We start from the raw sequence: 21,083 nt of genomic DNA, 5'->3' as shown, positions 1-21,083 counted from the left end.
GTGGGGTGCCCTTCGTGGTCGGGGGTCAGTCCCGGTAGGAGCCGAGGTGCCAGACGCGGGCCTGGTCGAGCCGGGCCGAGCCGTTCTCGGCGAAGATCTGCACCCCCTGGCTGTCGGGGTCGGGGAAGATCTGGTCGGTGATGACGGCCTCGCCGTTGCCGCCGAAGACCTCCACGGAGGAGCGGTCGACGAGGATGCGCAGCTTCACCTTGCCGTCCTTGGGCTGCAGCGGCGCCCGCTGCACGCCGGGGAAGGTGCTGTGGAAGTCCACGGCGCCGGAGCGGGTGCGGTCGACGTACAGCTCCCGTGTCGTGGCGTCGTAGCCGATGACGGTCTGCTCTCCCCCGGCGCCGGTGCGCACCTTCAGACCGAACCGTTCGGCGTCCTTGAGGGAGAAGGTTGCCTCGATGTCGAGTGCCTGGCCGGTGACGGCGGGGGCGGTCAGCGGCTGGGAGGTGTTCGTGACGGTGACGCCGGCGGCGCTCGCCGGGGCGCTCTCGCGCAGGGAGGTCAGGCTCTTCACGGGGCTGCTGGTCAGCCGGATCCTGCCGTCGACGGTGCGCAGGGCCATCTCCCGGGGCACGGTCTGCGCGCCGCGCCAGGGGGTGGTGGGGGTGGCGCCGGCGTAGTCCCAGTTGTTCATCCAGCCGATCATGTAGCGCTTGCCGCCGGGTGCGTTCTCCCAGGAGACGGCCGCGTAGTAGTCCTTGCCGTGATCGGCCCAGTCGGCGCGCTGCACGGCGGACTGGGCGGGGGCGTCGGCGGTGGTGAAGCGGTCGGCGAGGATGTGGCCCCAGCCGCCGGTGTTCATGTCGACGATCCGGATCCGGGCCTCCTTGCCGGCGTAGGGGCGCAGGTCGAAGGAGGCCCAGTCCAGCGTCTCGCTGTTGGTCCCGGTGGCGGTGCGGACGACGTGGCCGTCGACGATCAGGTCGACGGACGTGGCGTCGGAGACGGGCTGCGCCCTGGTGTCGGACAGCACGATGTGGTCGACGTTGATGTGGCCCCAGCCGCCGGTGTTGTCGTCGACGATCCTGATCCGTGCCTTGTGCCCGGCGAGGTCGCGGACGTCCCAGGCGGCCCAGTTCAGGGCCTCGGTGTCCGTGCCGGTGGCGCTGCGCACGACCTTGCCGTCGACGAGGAGTTCGACGGCGGTGCGGTCGGCGTAGGAGGCTGGGTGCGTACCGCCGCCGATGAGGAAGTCGATGTAGGGCTTGTCGAGGGTGAACTCGGGCGACGTGAGCGTGCCGGTGGTCGAGTCGCCCTGGAGGAAGGTGTTGACGAGGCCGTCGCCCAGATAGCCGGAGACCTGCTGCTGGCCGGGGAGGGTGCCGGTGGCCGGTGCGGTGCCGAAGGCGTCGCCGGTCGCCGTCCAGTCGCCGTAGCTGCCGCCCTCGAAGTCGGCGAGGACGGTTCCCTCGGGCACGGGTCCGCGTTCCAGGGCGGTTCCGTCGGTGTGTCCGTGGCGTCCGCCGCCGACCTTGAAGTTGAGGTAGGGGCGGTCGACGGTGAAGGCCGGCGAGGTGAGGGTGCCGGTGGCCGGGTCTCCGGTGTGGAAGCTGTTGGCCAGGCCGTTGCCGTCGAAGCCGCCGACGGCGCCCTGTCCGTCCAGCGCTCCGGCGGCCGGGCCCTGGCCGAAGGCGGTGCCGGTGGTCGTCCAGGTGCCGAAGTCGGTGCTCTCGAAGTCCTGGACGACCGTGCCGGCGGGAGGGGTGTAGGTGCCCTTGTCCTCGGCGGTGAATTTCTTGCCGTCGAAGTCGCCGACGAAGTACTGGGCGGCCGAACCGCCCGCGATGCCGCCGGGGTTGATGTTGACGACCAGGACCCATTTGACGTTGTTCTCGTCGCCGTCGACGGGAAGGGGGAACAGGTCGGGGCACTCCCACACGCCGCCCGTCGCGCCCTCGGGTCCGAACTCGCTCAGCAGGTTCCAGTCCTTGAGGTTCCTGGACGAGTAGAACCGCACCTTGTGCTCGGTGGACAGGGAGACCGTCATCAGCCAGCTTCGCGTGGGCGCGTACCACTGGACCTTGGGGTCGCGGAACTCCGTCGAGCCGATGTCGAGGACGGGGTTGCCGGGGTACTTGGTCCAGGTGCGGCCGCGGTCGGTGCTGTAGGCGAGCGACTGGGCCTGCCGGCCGGTGGACTTGTGGTGACTGGTGTAGATCGCCACCATCGGCGGGTTCTTGCGGGTGCCGAAGCCGGTGGTGTTGTCGCGGTCGATCACCGCGCTGCCGGAGAACACCATCTCCTCGTCGTCGTGCGGCAGGGCGAGCGGCAGTTCCTGCCAGTGCACGAGGTCCTTGCTCACCGCGTGGCCCCAGGACATGTTCCCCCAGGAGTTGCCGCCCGGGTTGTACTGGTAGAAGAGGTGGTACTCGCCGTCGTGGTACACGAGGCCGTTGGGGTCGTTCATCCAGTTCTTCTGCGGCGTGAAGTGGAACTGGGGCCGGTAGGTCTCGGTGTACGGCGGGGTGTCGGCGGCGACGGCCCGGGGCGCGAGCGGGGTGGCGGACAGGGCGCAGACGGTCGCCACCGCCGCGATCAGCCGGGTGCGGGCCTGCCGTGTTGCGTGAACAGGGCTCATGGTGCCTCGTCTCCTGTCTGTCGGTGCCGTCGTCCCACGGCGTCGACACGGGGTGTCATCGTTGACTTGTGTCATCGATGACATCGAGTGGCCCCGATCATGGGGTCAATCCGGCCAGGGCGTCAACGCTCGTGGCGCGATTGCCCCGACCCGGCCCGTCCACAAGCCGCACCTCGTTCGGAACGTTGCCGATTTGTGACAGGGGGAAGGCATTGACGTTGCCGCAAGGACCCGTACATCATCCTCGGCAAGCAGTGTCAACGATGACATAAGTCAACGATGACACCTCGGGACGGCACGCACCGCTGCCGACCGCGCCCTTCGCAATCCCGCAGGAGTCGTTCATGTCTCGCACCCCTCGCCCGCACCTTTCCCTGCTGAAGGCCGCCGCCTGCACGGGCCTCGCGGCCCTCACCCTGACGGCCTGCGGATCCGGCTCCGGCTCCGGATCGGACTCCGCCGGCGGCTCGGGCGGCGTCAAGGTCGGCCTGATCACCAAGACCGACACCAACCCGTTCTTCGTGAAGATGAAGGAGGGCGCCGAGCAGGCCGCCAAGGAGAACGGCGCCGAACTCGTCACCGCCGCGGGCAAGTTCGACGGCGACAACGCCGGTCAGGTCACCGCGATCGAGAACATGGTCGCCTCGGGCGTGAAGGGCATCCTGATCACCCCCAGCGACTCCAAGGCGATCGTGCCCGCCATCGAGAAGGCCCGAGCCAAGGGCGTGCTGGTCATCGCCCTGGACACCCCGACCGAGCCGGACAGCGCGGTCGACGCTCTCTTCGCCACCGACAACCTCAGGGCCGGCGAGCTGATCGGCCAGTACGCCAAGGCCGCCATGAAGGGCAAGACGCCCAAGATCGCCACCCTCGACCTCGCGCCGGGCGTCTCCGTCGGCGTCCAGCGGCACGACGGCTTCCTGAAGGGCTTCGGCATCGACGACAAGGACCCGGCGGTGGTCTGCTCCCAGGACACGGGCGGCGACCAGGCCAAGGGCCAGACGGCGATGGAGAACTGCCTCCAGAAGGAGCCCGGCATCAACGTCGTCTACACCATCAACGAACCCGCCGCCCTCGGCGCCTACACCGCCCTCAAGGCCAAGGGCCGGGAGAAGGACGTCCTGATCGTGTCCGTCGACGGCGGCTGCACGGGGACCCGGGCGGTCAAGGACGGCAAGATCGCCGCCACCTCCCAGCAGTACCCGCTGAAGATGGCCGCCCAGGGTGTCGAGGCCGTCGTGACGTACGCCAAGGACGGCAAGAAGGCGTCCGGTTACACCGACACCGGCGTCACCCTCGTCACCGACAAGGCGCAGAACGGAATCACGTCCGAGGACACCGCGTACGGCCTGGACAACTGCTGGGGCTGACCGCCCCGGGCTCCGCCGGCCCCGTCCACCCCAAGCCGGCGGCCCGCTCCCGCCTTCCCGACCCGAGCGGGCCGCCCTCCCACCTTTCGTCAAGGACCTCGCATGACCGCCACGTCCACGCCACCGTCCACGACCAGGCCGTACGCCGGGCTCAGCGCACCGACCGCGGCCCGCAGACTGCTCACCGCACCGACCACCGGCCCGCTGGTCGCCCTTCTGCTGGCCTGCGTCTTCTTCGCCCTGTCCACCGACCAGTTCCTCACCGGCGGGAACTTCTCGCTGATCGTGCAGCAGGTCATGGTGGTCGGCACCCTCGCCATCGGGCAGACCCTGATCATCCTCACGGCGGGCATCGACCTGTCGTGCGGGGCGGTCATGGCGTTCGGCAGCATCATGATCGCCAAGATGGCCGCCGAGGGCTCCCTGCCGCCGCTCCTCGCCATCGCGCTGGGCCTCGCCGTCTGCGGCGGCTTCGGCCTGGTCAACGGGCTGCTGGTGCAGAAGATCCCGCTGCCTCCGTTCATCGTCACCCTCGGCATGCTCAACGTGGCGTTCGCGCTGACCCACATCTACTCCGAGGAGCAGACGGTCACCGATCTGCCCGGCCCGCTGACGGCCCTCGGGCAGACGTTCCCGCTCGGCAACACCGACATCACCTACGGCTCCCTGGTCACCATCGCCCTGTTCCTCCTCCTCGCGTACGCCCTGAGCGGCACCGCCTGGGGCAAGCACGTCTACGCCCTCGGCAACAGCCCGGAGGCGGCACGCCTCAACGGCATCCGCACCTCCCGGCTGACCATCGGCGTCTACACCGTGGCCGGCCTGCTGTACGGCGTCGCCGCCGTGCTGCTCATCTCCCGCACCGGGGTCGGCGACCCGCAGGCGGGGCAGACCGACAACCTCGACAGCATCACCGCCGTGGTCCTCGGCGGCACCAGCCTCTTCGGCGGACGCGGCTCGGTGCTGGGCACCTTCATCGGCGTCCTCATCGTCGGTGTGTTCCGCAACGGACTTCAGCTGATGGGCGTCGCCTCCATCTACCAGACCCTGATCACCGGCGTCCTGGTGATCCTCGCGGTGACCGTCGACCAGATCTCCCGGAAGAAGGCCCGATGACCGCCACCACGTCCACCACCCCCGTCCTTCAGGCCCGCGGTCTGGTCAAGCGCTACGGACATGTCACCGCCATCGACGGTGCCGACTTCGACCTGCTGCCCGGCGAGGTCCTCGCGGTCATCGGCGACAACGGCGCCGGCAAGACCAGCCTGATCAAGGCCCTCACCGGCGCCCTGGTGCCCGACGCGGGCGAGATACGGCTGAACGGCGAGCCCATCCGGTTCTCCGGCCCGCAGAGCGCCCGCTCCCATGGCATCGAGACGGTCTACCAGGACCTGGCGGTGGCCGCCTCCATGGACATCGCCTCGAACATGTTCCTCGGCCGTGAACTGCGCCGGCCCGGCGTCCTCGGCAGCGTGTTCCGCATGCTCGACAAGAAGCGCATGCGGCAGGAGGCCGCCGAGCACATGGCCGACCTGAAGATCGGGCTGCGCTCACTCACCCAGGCCGTCGAGACGCTCTCCGGCGGTCAGCGCCAAGCCGTCGCGGTCGCCCGCTCCGTCGCCTGGGCCCGCAGCGTCGTCGTCATGGACGAGCCCACCGCCGCCCTCGGCGTCAGGGAGTCGGGCCAGGTCCTCGACCTCATCCGCCGCGTCCGCGACAAGGGCATGCCGGTCGTCCTCATCAGCCACAACATGCCCCATGTCTTCGAGATCGCCGACCGCATCCACGTCCACCGGCTCGGCCGGCGGGCCGCCCTGCTCAAGCCGTCCGACCACTCGATGGCGGAGGTCGTCGCGATCATGACCGGCGCGCTGACCGTGGACGAGGCCGGAGGTACTGTCGTAGCGGACTCCGAGGCCGCGAAGGCAGCCGGGGTTCAGGCCATCTGACGTACGACCGAATCAACTCACAGGTTTCCGGCCGAGGCCGCGGCCGGAACCGACGAGCACAGGAGACGGCTTCCTCCATGGCAGCGAACCGCCGCCCCACGCTGGCCGATGTCGCACGCGAAGTGGGCGTCAGCGCCAAGACGGTCTCCCGCGTCCTCAACGAGGACGGACCCGCCTCGGCCCGGACCAGGGAACAGGTTCTCGCCGCCGTGGCCAAACTCGGGTTCCAGCCCAACCTCATGGCCCGCAACATCCGCGTCGGCGGACCGGACACCACCATCGGACTGGTCGTCCCGGACCTGGGCAACCCCTTCTTCGGGGCCGTGGCCGGCAGCATCGAGGACACCGTCCGCGAACGCGGACTCATCCTGCTCATGGGCTCCTCCGCCGACGATCCCGAGCGTGAGCGCGCCCTGACCGACAAGTTCCTCGCCCGCCGGGTGAGCGTGCTGATGGTCGTGCCGTCCGTCGGCGCCGACCACTCCCACCTCAAGACCCACCGCGCGGCCGGGCTCCCCGTGGTCTTCATCGACCGTCCGGGCGCGGGGCTGTCCGCGGACAGCGTCGTCAGCTCCAACCGCGCGGGCGCGCACGACGGCGTGGCCCATCTGCTCGCCCAGGGACACCGGCGCATCGGCTTCATCGGCGACCTGCCCAGCAACCTCTACACCCGGCGCGAGCGCCTCGCCGGATACCGGGCGGCCCTCCAGGACGCCGGTGTCCCCTACGACCGTTCCCTGGTCACCAACGCCCATGACCAGCACGCCGCTTCCGACGCCACCGCCCAACTGCTCGCTCTGGCAGACCCGCCGACCGCGCTGTTCGCGGGCAACAACATCGTCGCGCTCGGCATCGTCACCGAACTCGCCCGCAGCAAGCGCAAGGACGTCGCCGTCGTCGCCTTCGACGACGTGGCCCTCGCCGAGGCGCTCGAGCCCGCCCTGACCGTCGTCGCCCAGGACCCCGCCGAGATCGGCAGAGCCGCCGCGACCGCCGCGCTCGCCCGCCTCGACGGCGACCGCTCCCGCGCCCGCACCCTCACCGTCCCGACCCGGCTGATCGTGCGGGGATCGGGAGAACGCCGCCCGGCCCCGACCGTCTGACCAGAAGCGGGACGAGGACGAGGACGAGGACGACGTCGAACAGCGATCTGAGGCCTGCGCCCGCAGGGACCCGGCAAGCGTCACAACAAGTCGGGTGCGCTCTGCTGTGCGGGTTCCTTGGATGCCGGGTGGTCCGGACCGCCGGCCGGGGCGGCGGCACGCAGCGCCGCTTCGACCCGGCGGTTGTTGGTCATGGATGCCGTGACGGCCGTCATCGCCAGGAGGAGGACGGCGGCGGCGTAGAGCGGGGTGCGGATGTCATAGGTGGTGGCCAGCCAGCCGCCGAGGAAGGCCCCGACGGGGGCGGCGCACATGGCCAGCATGCGGGAGGTGGAGGCGACCCGGCCCATGAGGTGGGCCGGGACGATCGTCTGCCGGAGGGAGGGCCCGAGCACCATCGTGGCGCCCATGCCGGCCCCGCAGACGGCGAGCGCCAGCCCGGCCACGTACGGGTTCGGGGCGGCGGCCAGGCCCAGGATGGCAAGCCCTTCGACGGCGGCTGTGCAGGTCAGTGCGGTGCCGGTGCCGAGTCGTCGGCCGAGGTAGGAGGCGATGCCCGCACCGAGCAGGCCGCCGGTGGCCTCCGCCGTGAGGAGCAGGCCGAAGCCGTAGGTGTCGATGCCGAGGCGGTCGTGCGCGAAGAGGGCGAGGACGGTCTCCACAGCGAGGAAGGCGACGTTCCCGACCGCCGGGCGGAGCGCGAGCCCGAGCAGCAACCGGTCCCGGAAGACGTACGACGCCCCGGCCCGCGCCTGCCGAAGCAGCGACTCGTGGTGCTCCGGCACGGGCCGGGGCATGGCGGGCAGCGTACGTACGAGCAGTGCGGAGAGCATGAACGACACCGCGTCGGCGAGCAGCGGAACCGCCCGCCCGAGCGCGAGCAGCGCGCTGCCCGCAGGCGGCCCCGCGAAGCCGGACATGGCTGTCTGGGCTCCGCGCAAGCGGGAGTTGGCTCGCTCCAGGAGTGCGGGGTCGCGGCCGAGCAGATCCGGCAGATAGGCCGTGGCGGCCGTGTCGAAGAAGAGTCCGCCGAGGCCGAGCAGGAAGGCGACGGCCGCGAGCAGCGGAATGCTCAACACGTCGAGCACGGCCGCCGCGGCGGGTATCGCGAGCAGCACCGCACGCGCCACGTCCATGACCCACATCGTGCGCCGGCGGTCCCAGCGGTCCACGAGCGCACCGCCGAGCACCCCGAAGAGCAGCCACGGCAGCGTCCCGGCGGCCGTGACGACGGCGAGCGCCATCGCATCCCGCGTCAACGTCAACGCGAGCAGCGGCAGCGCGGCATGCGACACTCCGTCACCGAGCGAGGACACCGTCTGCGCGGTCCACAGCCGTCCGAACCCCGTCGGCAACTTCCGGACGTCCGAGGTCACTTGGCACCCCTCTCGGCCCGCTCGCCCTGCGCCGGGTGAAACAGCGCGAAGACGAGTGACACGTCCGGCAGCGACGGATCGGACAGCTCCCGGTACTCGTCCGCCAGTGCCTGCAGCCGCGCCCCCAGCTCCGCGAACTGCTCTTCGGTGAGCCGCAGATGAGCCATCCGCACGTGCCGCTCGCCATCCACCGGCGACGCCTCCAGGTCCGCCACCGCATGCCGCATCAGCACATCCGGCCCTCCCTCGCCCGGATCCGGCAGCACGATCGACCGTGCGGCCATCGCGTAGTAGCGCTCGGTGACACCCCGCACCTTCCGCGTCCGTACCACCTTCACCAGGCCCGCCCGCTCCAGCAGCCGCACGTGATAGCTGGAACTCCCCTTCGCAAGGCCCACCCGCTCGGCGATCTGCGTGATCGTCGCCGGCTCGAAGCGGAGCACGGCCATGATCCGGTGGCGCGTGAGATTGGAGACGGCGCGCAGCTGTTCGTCCGTGGTGACGTGAAACGTCTCGGGGAGATCGTCGGTAGGCATGCGAGCAATGGTCAACGATTCTTGACCATTGAGCAATAGGTTTCGCGCACTTCGCGCGCCGACTCGGGTTGCCGGGGCCCTCCGACTGCTTGCCGCTCCCGCCCCCCTCCATGAATCCCTGTCAGAAACATTGAAAGGCAATGTGACATGTGCCATTTTACAGCGCAGCCCGTCGCGAGACGGGACCCAACTCCCCTTCCAGGAGCACGCCTTGCGCACTATGGCCGTCACCACCGCCCTGCTCATAGCCGCCGTCGCCGCCTCTCCCGCCCAGGCCTCCCAGGCCGATCCCAAGCCCGACCACGTCTTCGCGGACCCGGGCCGGCGCCCGGCCCACGGCAACGTCAAGGGCGCTCTCGGCGCGCCCGGCGCCAACGGCGGCAGACTGGAATCACGCGTCCTGCCAGTCGTCCACAACTGCAGCCCGTCACTGCGGATCCGTGCCCAGGAGATGACCACCGACCAACTGACGGCGACCTGCGCGAGCCTGGCCAACCAGGACGCCTACTTCCACAGCGTGGTCGAGGACTCGGGGCCGGTGGCGAACGACTACAACACCACCCTGGAGGTCGATGTCTTCAACTCGAGCGCCGACTACAAGACCTACGCGGGGAAGATCTACGGCATCGACACCAACAACGGCGGCATGTACCTGGAGGGAGACCCCGCCAAGACGGGCAACCAGCCGCGGTTCATCTGCTACGAGCGCACCGATGTGAGCCCCGGCTGGCAGATCTGGAACCTCAACCACGAGTACACGCACTACCTCGACGGCCGCTTCGACCTGTACGGCGACTTCGACGCTAGCCAGACCACCCCCACCGTGTGGTGGGGCGAGGGCATCGCGGAGTACATCTCCTACTCCTACCGCGGCGTCACCTACAGCAGCGCGCTGGCCGAGGCCGGCAAGCACACGTACTCCCTGCGCACCCTGTTCGACACCACCTACGCCAACAGTGACGTCAACCGCACGTACAACTGGGGCTACCTCGCCGCCCGTTACATGGTCGAGCGGCACCCGGCCGACGTCGCCACCCTGCTCGGCCACTACCGCACCGGGAACTGGACCGCCGCCCGTTCCTTCCTCACCTCGCTGGACTACGAGAGCGACTGGAACGCCTGGCTGACGGCCGTGGCGGCGGGCGCCTGAGCCGTACGCCTCCTACGGCCGGACTCCCCCGCACTGGGTTCGAGAATCGATCAGCTGCCGGCGTCGACGAGGTCGTCGGGCTTGAAGGTGCGGCGGTAGGCGGCGGGTGAGATGCCGAAGGCGGTTCGCATGTGCGCGCGCAGAGAGTTCGCGGAGCCGAAGCCGGCTCGGTGCGCGACCAGGTCGATCGGCAGGTCGGTGGTCTCCAGCAACTGCTTGGCCAGCTCCAGGCGTTGCGCGGTGAGCCACTGCACGGGAGTCATCCCGACCTCGTCGCGGAACCGACGGGTGAAGGAGCGCAGACTCATCCGGGCGTGCTCGGCGAGCTGGGCGAGGGAGAGCGGCTCACCGAGGTGCTCCAGGGCCCACGCACGGGTGGCGGTGGTTCCGGCCACGGCCGGGTCAGGGACCGGGCGGTCGATGTACTGCGCCTGCCCGCCGTCCCGCCAGGGCGGTACGACGCACACCCGGGCCGCCTGGTTGGCGGCGGCGGCTCCATGGTCGCGGCGGATGATGTGCAGGCACAGATCGACGCCGGCGGCGACGCCCGCGGACGTCAGCACATCGCCGTCGTCGACGAACAGGACCTCCTCGTCGACCTTGACGTAGGGGTAGGCGCGGCGGAACTCGGGCGCCAGCTGCCAGTGCGTGGTGGCCGGCCGGCCGTCGAGCAGCCCTGCCGCGGCGAGCACGTAGGAACCGGAACAGATGGACACCAGCCGGGTGCCGGGCCGGATGCCGGCGATGGCGGCGGTGACCTCGGCAGGCAGGGGGCCGCCGCGGCCCAGCTCCGGCATGGCGTGCGTGGGCGGGATGATCACGGTGTCGGAGGCGGCCAGGGCCTCGGGTCCGGCCGCCGGCTGCACGGTGAAACCGGCGTCGGTGAGGACGGGGGCGCCGTCCGCCGTGCAGACGGTGACGTCGTACAGCGGGCGGCCTTCGGCGTCCAGGACGCTGCCGAAGACGCGCGAGGGAATGCCGAGCTCGAACGGCGGCACCCCGGGCAGGGCCAGCACGGCGATCCGGTGCGGTGGGGGCGACTCGGACGCCGGGCCGGGTGTGCTCTTCGTGGTCGGCCGCGCAGTACTCATGGCCAGATCCTGTCACATAGTGGCCAGACGGCCAACACTGTGCGGAGCCGGAACAGGCCAGTCTGAATTACGTCGCGCCGGGGTCCTCCCGGCGGCGGAACCGATCGAGACGAAGGCAGAGGCAGAGAGCATGCGTGCGGTGGTCGTGGAGCAGTGGGGCGGACCCGAGAACCTCATCGAGCGCGAGGTCGAGCGGCCCGAGCCGGGACTGAACGAGGTCCTGGTGCGGGTGCACGCGGCCGGGGTGAACCCGGTGGACTGGAAGACCCGCGCCAGCGGAGCCCTGATCGAGTGGGGCGCCGTACCGGTGGTCGGCTGGGACGTGTCCGGCACGGTCGAGGCCGTCGGGCCCGGCGTGAGCCTGTTCCGTCCCGGCGACGATGTCTTCGGGATGCCGCTGTTCCCGCGCCAGGCCGGCGGTTACGCCGAGTACGTCGTGGCTCCGGCCCGGCACCTCGCTCCGAAGCCGGCGGGGCTGACGCACGTGGAGGCGGCCGCGCTGCCGCTCGCCGCGCTGACCGCCTGGCAGGCCCTGGTGGACGCGGCCGACGTGCGCCCCGGTGAGCGGGTGCTGATCCACGCCGCGGCCGGAGGGGTCGGCCACCTCGCGGTGCAGATCGCCAAGGCCCGCGGCGCGTACGTCATCGGCACGGCCAGCGCCGGCAAGCACGACCTGGTGCGGCAGCTGGGTGCGGACGAGGTGATCGACTACCGCTCGGTCCGGTTCGAGGACGTCCTGAGCGACATCGACGTCGTCCTCGACGGGCTCGGCGGCGAAACGGCCGAGCGTTCCCTGACGGTGCTCCGGTCCGGCGGCCGGTTGATCACCCTGCCCGGCCCGGACGACGTCCCCGCCGCCCAGGACGGGGTGCGGGCGATGTGGGTCCTGGTCGAGCCGGACCACCTCGGCCTGCGCGAGATCGCCGCGCTCGTGGAGCAGGGCGCCGTGAAGCCGGTCGTCGAGACGGTCCTGCCGCTGGCTCAGGCCGCCGAGGCGCATGAACTCGGTGAGCAGGGCCGCACCACCGGCAAGATCGTCCTGACGGTCGCCTGAGCCGCAGCGGGCCGGCACGGCATATGTCGCCATGGCGGCGGAGTCGGCGGTGGCTCGCTGCCGCCGCCCGCACCGCCGCCATAAAGGCGGTGCCGGAGCACTTCCTCCGCGGACACCAGCGCTGTCGCGGACAGCACCAACGGCTGCGCACATGGTCCCGGTGCGATCCGGGTGATCGCCTCACCTTGGTGACCCGTCGGGCCGTGCCGGAAGGAGCCGTCCCGGACGCGTCGGCGGACCTCGCGGCTCGCCTGCTCGGGGTGGGACCGGTCCCGCACGTGACGGTTCCCCTTCGGGCCAGCGGTCCTGTCAGCCCACGCGAGGGATCGACGAGGCGTCCCGGAACGCTCTGAGCGCCTGCTTGCGGCTGACTCCGAGACGTGCGAGGACCTCTTCCTTCACCAGGCCCGCCGCGCGCAACTCGCCGCACCGGCGTGCCAGTTGGAGCCGCTCCGGGTGGTCCTCGGGTGCTTCGTAGAACAACCCGTCCTTGAGCAGTTCGTCCACCGTGTCGGCGGACCGGCCCATGGTCCGGGCGATCTGCGCTCTGGCCAGTCCCGATCTCTTGAGCGCGACAGCCTGCGCGGCCTGGCGGCGGCGCTCCGACTGCAGGTCCTGCGTCCGCGTGGCGGGGACGCCTGCCGCGTCGCGGGCGCGGGACAGGGCGCTTTCCGCCTGTTTGTGGGTCAGGCCGAGTTCGGCGGCGATGTCCGCGACCCGGCGGCCCTCCCGCTGAAGCTCCAGCGCCCGCCGGTCCTGTTCCCGGCGCAGGTCGCGCGCGTGCTCCCGCTCGCCCTGCCGCCGCCGTGCGATCTCGTCCTTGAAGGTGTGCAGCAGGCGGGACCTGATGTGGCGGGCATGGCGCAGGCGCTCCTGTTCCGCCCTCATCTGCTCGCGGACGAAGTAGCCGTACCAGAAGGGCATGCGATCGCTCAGGCTCTCGCTGTCCTTGCTCGTCCCCCACTGGAACACAGGGTGCTGCGACCGCTTCCTCAGCAGTGCGCGTACGGCCGATGCGTCGGGGGTGTAGCCGCCGTCCTCGCGCAGCAGGAGGCGCTGTTGCTCGGTGAGGTCGGAGATGGCCGCGGCCCATGCGGTGCGCAGTCCGGCGGCCTCCGCCAGGTCCGTCAGGGACTCCCAGTCGTACTTGGGCAGCGTGAGACCGTAGCGGCCCTTGTCGTCGTTCGTCGTCCACCGGTTCGTCGTGGCTTCGACATACACGGCGAAGCCTGCACGGTTCCAGGCCCGTACGACGTCGTGCCACATCTTCGCCGACACCGCGGGGAGGTACCCGACGCGCTGACCGTCGACGTCGCAGGCGACCGCCCGCGCGTCCCAGGGGTTGTGGGGCTCGGGGACCAGCTCGGCCTCGACCTTCTGCCCCGCGGGGAACCGGCTCAGCGATTCCTGGAAGTAGTAGGCCCCTGAGGCGTAGAACTCCCCGGACGCCCGGAAGCAGTCGTCGAGCAGGATCCGCCCGGCGGGTCTGACGTATTCGCCAGGACGACGTATGTGGATTCCCACCGTCCTGCCCCTCCTCCGTACCTGTCCCCCACCCTCCTCCGCGCCTGTGACCTGCGGAGCTCTCGGTGATCATACGCCTGGCCGAAAAGCGCCGGAGGCGGGCCGCTCAGGGCTCCGGGTCGTCGAGGGTCGGGTGCAGTTCGGGCCGGGCGTCCCACCAGGCACGGTGGAACGAGTTGTTGTCCACGTTCGTGAGATAGGCGTGGGCGGCCGCACGGTACAGCAGCTCCGCCTGCCGGGCGGAGACCGCCGCCCGGTTCCACGCGATACGGATGCGGCCGGTGACCGGGTCGCCCACCAGAGGGCGCAGAACCGTGCCTTCGGTGGTCGGAGCGGTCGGCTGGCTCAGTGATATCGCCCGGCCGGCGGCGATCAGGTCGTAGTGCATCTTCCGGTCCGTCACCCGGTGGCGCAGCAGCGGGGTGAAACCTGCCTTCGCGCAGGCGGCGACCAGGGCCTCGGGGCCGCCGTCGTCGTCCTCCACGAGCATCATCCAGGGCTCGCCGGCCAGTTCCGCCAGCGCGATCCGCTCGCGGCCGGCCAGCGGGTGTGTGGCCGACAGCCGTACGCAGAAGGGTTCCTTGGGGATCAGGGTGCGGGCCGTGATGCCCTGGGGCAACGGCACCTCGTAGTCGTTGACCTCGCCGTACAGCACGGCGTCGTACCTTCCCGCGCCGAGCTGTCTGGTCAGCGTGGTCGCCGAGTGTTCCACCGTCACATGGATGTCCTGATCGGCCAGTACCCGTTCCAGTTCGCCCAGCAGCCGGTCGACGAGGACCAGCAGGATGCAGCCCAGCCGCAGACTCGGGTGCGGGGCGATGGCCCGGGCGCCCGCGGCCAGGGCGTCCATCTCGCCGAGCACCAGACGGGCCTTGCGCAGGACGAACTCCCCCAGCGGGGTGGGCTCCACACCGTGCCGGCCGCGCAGGAACAGCTCACCGCCCGCGACCCGTTCGATGCGGCGCAACTGGGCCGACAGCGCGGGCTGGGAGACCCCGAGGCGCTTGGCGGCCCGGCTCAGACTGCCCGCCTCGGCGATCCGGCACACGGCCTCGAGATGCCTCAACTCCAGCTTCATCGGCGCAGAGTACGCGTCTTCGCGCGGCCGCACCATAACTCGGGTGTTATGCAACATCGCATGTCCCGAACCGGCCATGTCCACGCCCATACTCGCCGCAACGATCCGCCTCCCCACCCTGAACGGAGCAGACGTTGCACCCCACCAGAGTCACCGCCGCCATGGCTGCCCTGGCGCTCTCGGCGAGCCTCGCGGCCGCCCTCGCCGGGCCCGCCACCGCGGTCCCGCAGGACCGGCCCGTACCGCCACCCGGCAACGGCAGGTCCCTCGCGCTCGCCGCCGCCGACAACGCCGCGGACAGCGGCCTCGACGAGCTGCGCCACGGCGCCGACGAGAACCTCGTACGGACGTCCGTCACTCCCTGGTCGAACGGGCTGTACTTCTCGGCGTACGAGCGCACCTACAAGGGCGTTCCGGTCGTCGGCGGCGACGCCGTCGTGCTCAGCGACTCCACCGGAAAGGTCCGTGAGGTCACCGGCGCCCCCGCCCCGGTCCTGCGGCTCTCCACCCGGGCCGCGGTCACGGCACGGGCCGCCCTCGCCACGGCGCGGGGACAGCTCGCCTCGGTGGAGAGCGCGCGCGCACCCGAACTGACCGTGCTCCTCAAGGCCGGCAAGCCGGTCCTCGCCTGGCACACCCTCGTCGTCGGCCGCACCGCGAGGAACGCGCCCAGCTCACTGGACACTTATGTCGACGCCCGCACGGGCCGTGTCGCGCAGGCCACCGAGAAGGTCCGGCACGCCGACGGCCGCGGCTACCACAACGGCAACGTCACCATCGACACCGCCGCCACCTCGATGACCGACCCGAACCGCTCCGGCTTCCGCTGCGGCGGCCAGAACGGCAGCGCCTACACGGGCTCCTCCCCCTGGGGCAACGGTGGCGCCAACGACCTGGTCACCGCCTGCGTCGACATCATGTACGCCGCCCAGCGCGAGTCCGACATGCTCAAGTCGTGGTTCGGCTACAACGGCATCAACGGCCAGGGCGGCATGGTCCCGGCCCGCGCCGGACTCGCCGAGGTGAACGCGTACTACGACGGCACGAAGACCACGTACGGCCGCAACCAGAACGGCACCAACCAGCTCACCGGCATCGACGTGGTGGCCCATGAGTACGGACACGAGATATTCGACCGGACCCCGGGCGGCACCGGCTCGTCCAACGAGAACGGCGGCCTGAACGAGTCCACCGGTGACGTCTTCGGGGCGCTCACCGAGCACTACGCCAACAACCCCAACGACACCCCGGACTACACCGTCGGCGAGAAGCTGAACTTCCTCGGTGACAACAGGCCCATCCGGTACATGTACAACCCGTCGCTGCACAACAACGATCCCAACTGCTACACACAGCTGACCTCCAACACCGAGGTGCACGCCGCGGCCGGCCCGCAGAACCACTGGTTCTACCTGCTGGCCGAGGGTTCCAACCCGGGCGGCGGCAAGCCCAGCAGCCCCATATGTTCCGGCGGCCCCGCGTCCGTCACCGGCATCGGCATCCAGAAGGCCGGCAAGATCTTCATGGGCGCCCTGCTGATGAAGACCTCCTCCTGGAACCACCTCGCCGCCCGCAGGGCGACCCTGACCAGCGCCAAGAACACCTACGGCAGCGCCGAGTGCAACGCGGTGAAGGCGGCCTGGAACGCGATCGGCGTGCCCGCCCAGTCCGGTGAGACCGACTGCGGCGGCACCACCACCCCGGACTTCTCGCTCGCTCTCAACCCGTCATCGGGTTCGGCCCAGCAGGGCGCCTCCGTCACCTCCACCGTGAACACCAGCACCACCGGCGGCAGCGCGCAGACCGTCCAGCTCTCCGCGAGCGGCGCCCCGAGCGGCGTCACGGTGTCCTTCAGCCCATCCTCGGTCACCTCCGGCAACTCCTCCACGATGACCGTGCAGGTCGCCCCGGGCACCGCCGACGGCACCTACCCGATCACCGTCACCGGCACCGGCTCCACCACCCACACGGTCACCTACCAGCTGACCGTCGGCACCGACACCCCGCCGACCGGCTGTCAGAACGCCGAGTACACCTACGAGGGCACCCTGGCCTCCGGCCAGCGGGCCGTCCAGCCGAACGGCTCGTACTACTACTCGGCGACCTCCGGCACCCACACAGGTTGCCTGCGCGGCCCGGCCGGCACCGACTTCGACCTCTACCTCCAGAAGTGGAACGGGGCGAGCTGGGTGGACGTGGCCGTGGACGGCGACGCCACCTCCGAGGAGGACCTCAGCTACATCGGCACCGCGGGCTACTACCGCTACCTCGTCCACGCCTACAGCGGCTCCGGCGCCTACACGCTGGGCCTGAGCGCCCCCTGACGGGAGGTTGAACGCCTCAGGACGGGTACCTGACTCCCCGCCCTGAGGGCGAGAGCCGCGCGGGAGGAGGGGAGCCGCGCGCGGCACCGGGGCCGGACCGCCGACCACCCGTCGGCGGTCCGGTCCCCTCGCGTGCCCTGGCGATCGTCGCAGTGCACGTGCGTGTTGGGGTGGTCGACGTCCCGTGCGGTGCTGGATCACTGTGGGGTCAGCGAGTCCAGGAGTTCCCGGCCGTGCGGCCACGAGCCCAGGCCGCTCGCGGAGTTGATGTGTCCCCACGCGCCCGCCGGATGCCATCGCGCCTTCCATCGCGCCGCGAAGTCCGCGGCTGCCTCGGGGGCGCAGTACGGGTCGTTGCTGCCGGCCACCACCAGCGCCGGGCACGGCAGCGGTTGTGCGGACACCTCGAGGAACGACGCGGCCGCCTGGCGAGGGAACGCCGGTCCCCGCGGGTCGGGCGGCGCGACCAGGAACGCGCCGCCCGTCGGGCTCGTAGGGTTCTTGTGCAGCCAGGCGGACGCCGCCCAGCAGCCCAGACTGTGGGCTACCAGCACCACGCGGCTGTCCTGCCGGCAGGCATCGTCGTACGCCACCTGGACGGCATCGACCCAGTCATCCAGATCGGGGGCGGACCACGAGGCAGGGGAGATCCTCACCGCTGAGGTTCCCCACTGCTGCTCCCACAAGCTCTGCCAGTGCTGCCCGTCAGAGCCGTCGATCCCGGGAATGATGACGTACGCGACCACTGTCTGCCACCGTTTCACTCGTCGCCCCCGGTGATCCTGGGGGCGTCTGGCTCAGATTCTGTTGGAAGCAACAGAACGACGGCAGCGACACAAGTGATCTCAAAGAAGACGGTGCGGACAACGATGGAATCACTCGACCAGACCGACCGGCGCATCCTCACCCTGCTCCAGACCGAGGGCCGGTTGACCGGAGCGGAGGTGGGCCGCCGCGTCGGGCTCTCGCAGCCCGCGGCCAGTGCGCGCATCCAGCGGCTGGAGAAGAACGGCGTCATCACCGGCTACCGGGCCGTTGTCGACCCGGCGGCACTCGGTTTGAACATCCACGCCGTCATTCGCCTGCGCACCACGCATGCCCAGCTCGCTCGCGCCCTGGACTTCGCCTCCCGGACCCCCGAGGTCACCTCCACCCTGAGAGTCACCGGGGAAGACTGCCTCATCTTCGACGTCCACTGCCCACAGGCAGGACGACTCGAGGAAGTCGTCGACGCACTTGCCCGCTACGGCCCGGTCACCACGTCACTCGTGCTCCGCGCCTACCCGCCGAAGCCGTTGACCGACGCGTCACCGACGTCATGACCCGCAACACCGGTCAGCAGTCGTTCGCCACCGGTCTGCCCTCGAGGCGGTCCGCCAGCCAGTCGACCGTGGACGGGGCGGCTGCGTAGAAGGTGGCGATGTGGGTGGGCACCAGGTACGAGTCCCAGTCGACGGACGCGCCGAGTTCGCAGAGCCGGTCCTTCAGCTCGGTGCCGGCCCGGTACGGGATCACGTCGTCCAGGCGCGAGTGGTACAGCCGCACCGGCACCGCCGGACGGTGCTGCCCGGCCCGCTGTTCGGTGAGCCGGCCGCGCCAGTCGGCCCGCGCGAACGGGTCTTCGGTGGTCAACCGGTCCCAGCTGTGCAGCCCGTACTTGGCGGCGATCGGCAGCGTGCAGTCGTCGGAGATGTCGGCCAGCAGCTCGCGGCCGTGGTCGGTGAACAGCTCCTCCAGGGGGAGTTCCGGGTAGGCGTGCTTCAGGCCGACGGCCGCGGTCAGGCCGAAGCCGAAGGCCGGACTGCCGTCCACGCCCTCCGCGACCACCAGAAGGTCGGCGGCGGGCGCTCCGACCGAGGCGCCGCGCACGTCCAGCTCCGGTGCGTACGAGGGCTGGAGCTCCGCCGCCCAGCTCGCCGCCTGGCCACCCTGCGAGTAGCCGGCAATGAGAACCGGTGCGTCGGAGGCGATCCCCGCCTCGGGCAGCCGCTGGGCGGCCCGCACCGAGTCCAGCACGGCCTGGCCCTCGGCCCGACCGTTGACGTAGGTGTGCCCGCCGGGGGTGCCGAGACCCTGGTAGTCGGAGACGACCACGGCCCAGCCCCGGTCGAGCATGGACCTGATCACGGTGCTCTCGTACTGGGTACCGCCGGCCAGTGCCCGCGAGGGGGCGCAGCGGTCGCCCAGGCCGTGCGTGCCGATGGCGTGCGCGACCACGGGGCGCGGGCCCGGACCACCGTAGGGGGCGTCGGGGACGAGCACGGTGCCGGAGACGGCGATCCGGCGGCCTGCGGTGTCGGCGGAGCCGTACAGCACCTGCCAGGACCGGACGTCCTGGTCGATGAGGCCGGTCGGCTCGATGCGGAAGTCGGCGGTTCGGTACCGGATCACCTCGCCGGGGTCCGTGGTGAGTTGACCGGGCGGTGGCGTGTAGAAGGCGTCCGGGAGATCACCGCTGTCCAGGGCGGCGGCCGGAGCGGTCGTCGCGATCAGGGTGGCGGCCAGCAGCGCGGCGAGTGCGGGCACGGCGGTGCGCAGAAGTCTCATGAGGGTCCTCGGGTGAGTGAGGGCTGACGAGGTCGTGCACCGATGATCAAGGGGACGGTGTGCGGCTGGTGAGGGTGCTGTCCACACGATGTGACGCGTGATCATGTGATCAACGACAATGACATATACCGTTCGGCAATGCCGTACGCCCTCGTTAGGATGCGGCCATGCCCGACATTCCCGTCACCACCCACCCGACGGATCGACAGATCGGCCTGCTCGCCACCGCCTTGAAGAGACGGCTCACCGAACTCAGCGAGCACGCCGCCGAGCGGATCCTCGCCCCGTCCGGCACCGTCGCCTACCGTCGGCTGGTCCCCATCGAGGAGCTGCGCGGCTCCTGTCACGCCCACCTGACCTTCACCTTGGGCTCGCTGACGGATCGTCACATTCGCAGCACCACACCGGCCACGGCCACGGCGCTCCGCAGGGCCGGTCAGGGCGTTCCGCTGCCTGCCGTGATCGCCGCCTACCACGCGGGCGGACGGATGCTGCTGGAGGAGCTGACCGCCGAGGCGCGCAACGCGGGCCACCGCGGTCTGGAGGCGTTGCCCGACGGTGCGGCCCGCCTGCTCGGGCTGATCGAGAGCGGTGCCCACGAGATCACCACCGCCTACCGGCACGCGACACGGGCTGGCGCGGACCAGGCGGGCTCCCCCGCTCTCGCCGAACTCTTCGACGGCACCGCCCGCACCACGGAGGCTCTGTGGCGTGCGGCGGACGCCCTTCGCCTGCCCTACGACGGACTGTTCGTGGTGCTGGTCGCCGACCCGCCACCCGGGCCGGTGCCCGAACTCGGCAACCGGCTCGCCGCCCACGGCATCGCCTCCGCCTGGAGCCACACCGCCGGTCTGCTGGCCGGCCTGGTCTCCGTCCGCGACCAGCGCACACTGGAGCGACTGATGACCGTGCTCGCGCGGCAGGCCACCCTCCAGTACGGGGTGAGCCCCGCCTTCGCGAGCCTCGCCGACAGCGCCACGGGGCTGCGGCTGGCCCGGCTCGCCCTGGCCGCGGCCGATCCGGCGGGCCCACGCGTCGTCCGTTTCGACGACGGCCCGCTGGCCGGGCTGGTGGCGCATTCCCCGGACGTCGCCGCCCGGATGGCCCGCTCCGTTCTCGGTGCGCTGCTCGATCTCCCCGCCGAGCAACGCACCATGCTGATCGGCACACTCACCGCGTGGTACGCGGCCTCCGGCTCCACTGAGGAGGCCGCACAGGCCCTGTACTGCCATCCCAACACCGTCCGCCAGCGGTTACGCCGGATCCACACACTCACCGGACGCACCGTCACCGACCCGGTCGGCACCGCCGAGTTGTACGCCGCTCTCCAGTCCCTTCGGACCCTGCCGCCCTCGGCTCTACGCTGACCGGCGCGACCTCGCCGATACGTGGCC

Annotated in this window: 16 protein-coding genes and 1 pseudogene; 9 read left to right on the top strand and 8 right to left on the bottom strand. The window is 70.8% G+C overall.

Annotated elements, in window-relative coordinates:
* Positions 1-25: 25 nt before the first annotated feature.
* Positions 26-2,587, bottom strand: a complete 2,562-nt coding sequence (locus RKD23_RS37380; protein ID WP_424857797.1) for a GH32 C-terminal domain-containing protein — start codon at positions 2,585-2,587, stop codon at positions 26-28.
* 344 nt (positions 2,588-2,931) lie between these two features.
* Here RKD23_RS37380 and RKD23_RS37375 point away from each other — a divergent pair, with 344 nt between their 5' ends.
* The 4 genes from RKD23_RS37375 (at position 2,932) to RKD23_RS37360 (ending at position 7,009) form a co-directional block, all read left to right on the top strand.
* Entirely contained in the window at positions 2,932-3,957 is a 1,026-nt protein-coding gene (locus tag RKD23_RS37375) for a sugar ABC transporter substrate-binding protein (RefSeq protein WP_424857796.1), read from the top strand.
* A 102-nt stretch (positions 3,958-4,059) separates the two neighbouring features.
* Positions 4,060-5,073, top strand: coding sequence for an ABC transporter permease (locus tag RKD23_RS37370; RefSeq protein WP_424857795.1), 1,014 nt, complete (start codon positions 4,060-4,062; stop codon positions 5,071-5,073).
* Positions 5,070-5,906 carry an ATP-binding cassette domain-containing protein gene (locus RKD23_RS37365; RefSeq protein ID WP_424857794.1) on the top strand — a complete coding sequence of 279 codons (837 nt, stop codon included), beginning with the start codon at positions 5,070-5,072 and terminating at the stop codon, positions 5,904-5,906. The genes RKD23_RS37370 and RKD23_RS37365 overlap by 4 nt, the downstream gene beginning before the upstream one ends.
* 77 nt (positions 5,907-5,983) lie before the next feature.
* The gene (locus RKD23_RS37360) at positions 5,984-7,009 is read left to right on the top strand and encodes a LacI family DNA-binding transcriptional regulator (RefSeq protein ID WP_424857793.1); all 1,026 of its coding nucleotides are present in this window, start codon (positions 5,984-5,986) and stop codon (positions 7,007-7,009) included.
* Positions 7,010-7,089: 80 nt separating this feature from the next.
* Here RKD23_RS37360 and RKD23_RS37355 read toward each other — a convergent pair whose 3' ends face one another.
* Entirely contained in the window at positions 7,090-8,385 is a 1,296-nt protein-coding gene (locus RKD23_RS37355) for an MFS transporter (protein ID WP_424857792.1), read from the bottom strand.
* On the bottom strand, positions 8,382-8,921 hold the full coding sequence (locus RKD23_RS37350) for an ArsR/SmtB family transcription factor (RefSeq protein WP_424857791.1): 540 nt from the start codon (positions 8,919-8,921) through the stop codon (positions 8,382-8,384). The genes RKD23_RS37355 and RKD23_RS37350 overlap by 4 nt, the downstream gene beginning before the upstream one ends.
* A 382-nt stretch (positions 8,922-9,303) precedes the next feature.
* Between RKD23_RS37350 and RKD23_RS37345 the strand changes: the two are divergent.
* Positions 9,304-10,065: pseudogene (locus RKD23_RS37345) on the top strand (collagenase); the annotation flags it as partial.
* A gap of 56 nt (positions 10,066-10,121) precedes the next feature.
* Here RKD23_RS37345 and RKD23_RS37340 read toward each other — a convergent pair.
* A complete protein-coding gene (locus RKD23_RS37340; RefSeq protein ID WP_424857790.1) occupies positions 10,122-11,162 on the bottom strand; it encodes a GlxA family transcriptional regulator in 1,041 nt (346 codons plus the stop codon).
* A 130-nt stretch (positions 11,163-11,292) separates the two neighbouring features.
* Between RKD23_RS37340 and RKD23_RS37335 the strand changes: the two genes are divergently transcribed.
* Complete coding sequence (locus RKD23_RS37335) at positions 11,293-12,216, top strand: NADP-dependent oxidoreductase (protein ID WP_424857789.1); 924 nt, start codon at positions 11,293-11,295, stop codon at positions 12,214-12,216.
* A 309-nt stretch (positions 12,217-12,525) separates the two neighbouring features.
* Here RKD23_RS37335 and RKD23_RS37330 read toward each other — a convergent pair whose 3' ends face one another.
* Together RKD23_RS37330 and RKD23_RS37325 are read right to left on the bottom strand one after the other, a co-directional pair.
* Positions 12,526-13,740: a hypothetical protein gene (locus RKD23_RS37330; protein ID WP_424857788.1), complete on the bottom strand. Its 1,215-nt coding sequence runs from the start codon at positions 13,738-13,740 to the stop codon at positions 12,526-12,528.
* Positions 13,741-13,846: 106 nt separating this feature from the next.
* Positions 13,847-14,818, bottom strand: coding sequence for a LysR substrate-binding domain-containing protein (locus RKD23_RS37325; RefSeq protein WP_424857787.1), 972 nt, complete (start codon positions 14,816-14,818; stop codon positions 13,847-13,849).
* Positions 14,819-14,952: 134 nt separating this feature from the next.
* Between RKD23_RS37325 and RKD23_RS37320 the strand changes: the two genes are divergently transcribed.
* Entirely contained in the window at positions 14,953-17,142 is a 2,190-nt protein-coding gene (locus RKD23_RS37320; RefSeq protein WP_424857786.1) for a M4 family metallopeptidase, read from the top strand.
* A 197-nt stretch (positions 17,143-17,339) separates the two neighbouring features.
* On the opposite strand, the gene RKD23_RS37315 is transcribed toward RKD23_RS37320, so the two are convergent.
* On the bottom strand, positions 17,340-17,888 hold the full coding sequence (locus tag RKD23_RS37315; RefSeq protein ID WP_424857785.1) for an RBBP9/YdeN family alpha/beta hydrolase: 549 nt from the start codon (positions 17,886-17,888) through the stop codon (positions 17,340-17,342).
* Between the two features lie 123 nt (positions 17,889-18,011).
* On the opposite strand from RKD23_RS37315, the gene RKD23_RS37310 reads away from it, so the two are divergent.
* Positions 18,012-18,464, top strand: coding sequence for an Lrp/AsnC family transcriptional regulator (locus RKD23_RS37310; RefSeq protein WP_424857784.1), 453 nt, complete (start codon positions 18,012-18,014; stop codon positions 18,462-18,464).
* A 13-nt stretch (positions 18,465-18,477) separates the two neighbouring features.
* Here RKD23_RS37310 and RKD23_RS37305 read toward each other — a convergent pair whose 3' ends face one another.
* On the bottom strand, positions 18,478-19,689 hold the full coding sequence (locus RKD23_RS37305) for a lipase family protein (protein WP_424857783.1): 1,212 nt from the start codon (positions 19,687-19,689) through the stop codon (positions 18,478-18,480).
* A 167-nt stretch (positions 19,690-19,856) separates the two neighbouring features.
* Between RKD23_RS37305 and RKD23_RS37300 the strand changes: the two genes are divergently transcribed.
* On the top strand, positions 19,857-21,056 hold the full coding sequence (locus RKD23_RS37300) for a PucR family transcriptional regulator (RefSeq protein ID WP_424857782.1): 1,200 nt from the start codon (positions 19,857-19,859) through the stop codon (positions 21,054-21,056).
* Positions 21,057-21,083: the final 27 nt, after the last annotated feature.

This window comes from Streptomyces sp. SAI-170 (assembly GCF_049739565.1).
Lineage (GTDB): Bacteria > Actinomycetota > Actinomycetes > Streptomycetales > Streptomycetaceae > Streptomyces.
The sequence above is the reverse complement of the archived record's forward strand: the minus strand, read 5'-3'. Positions and strand labels throughout refer to the sequence as shown.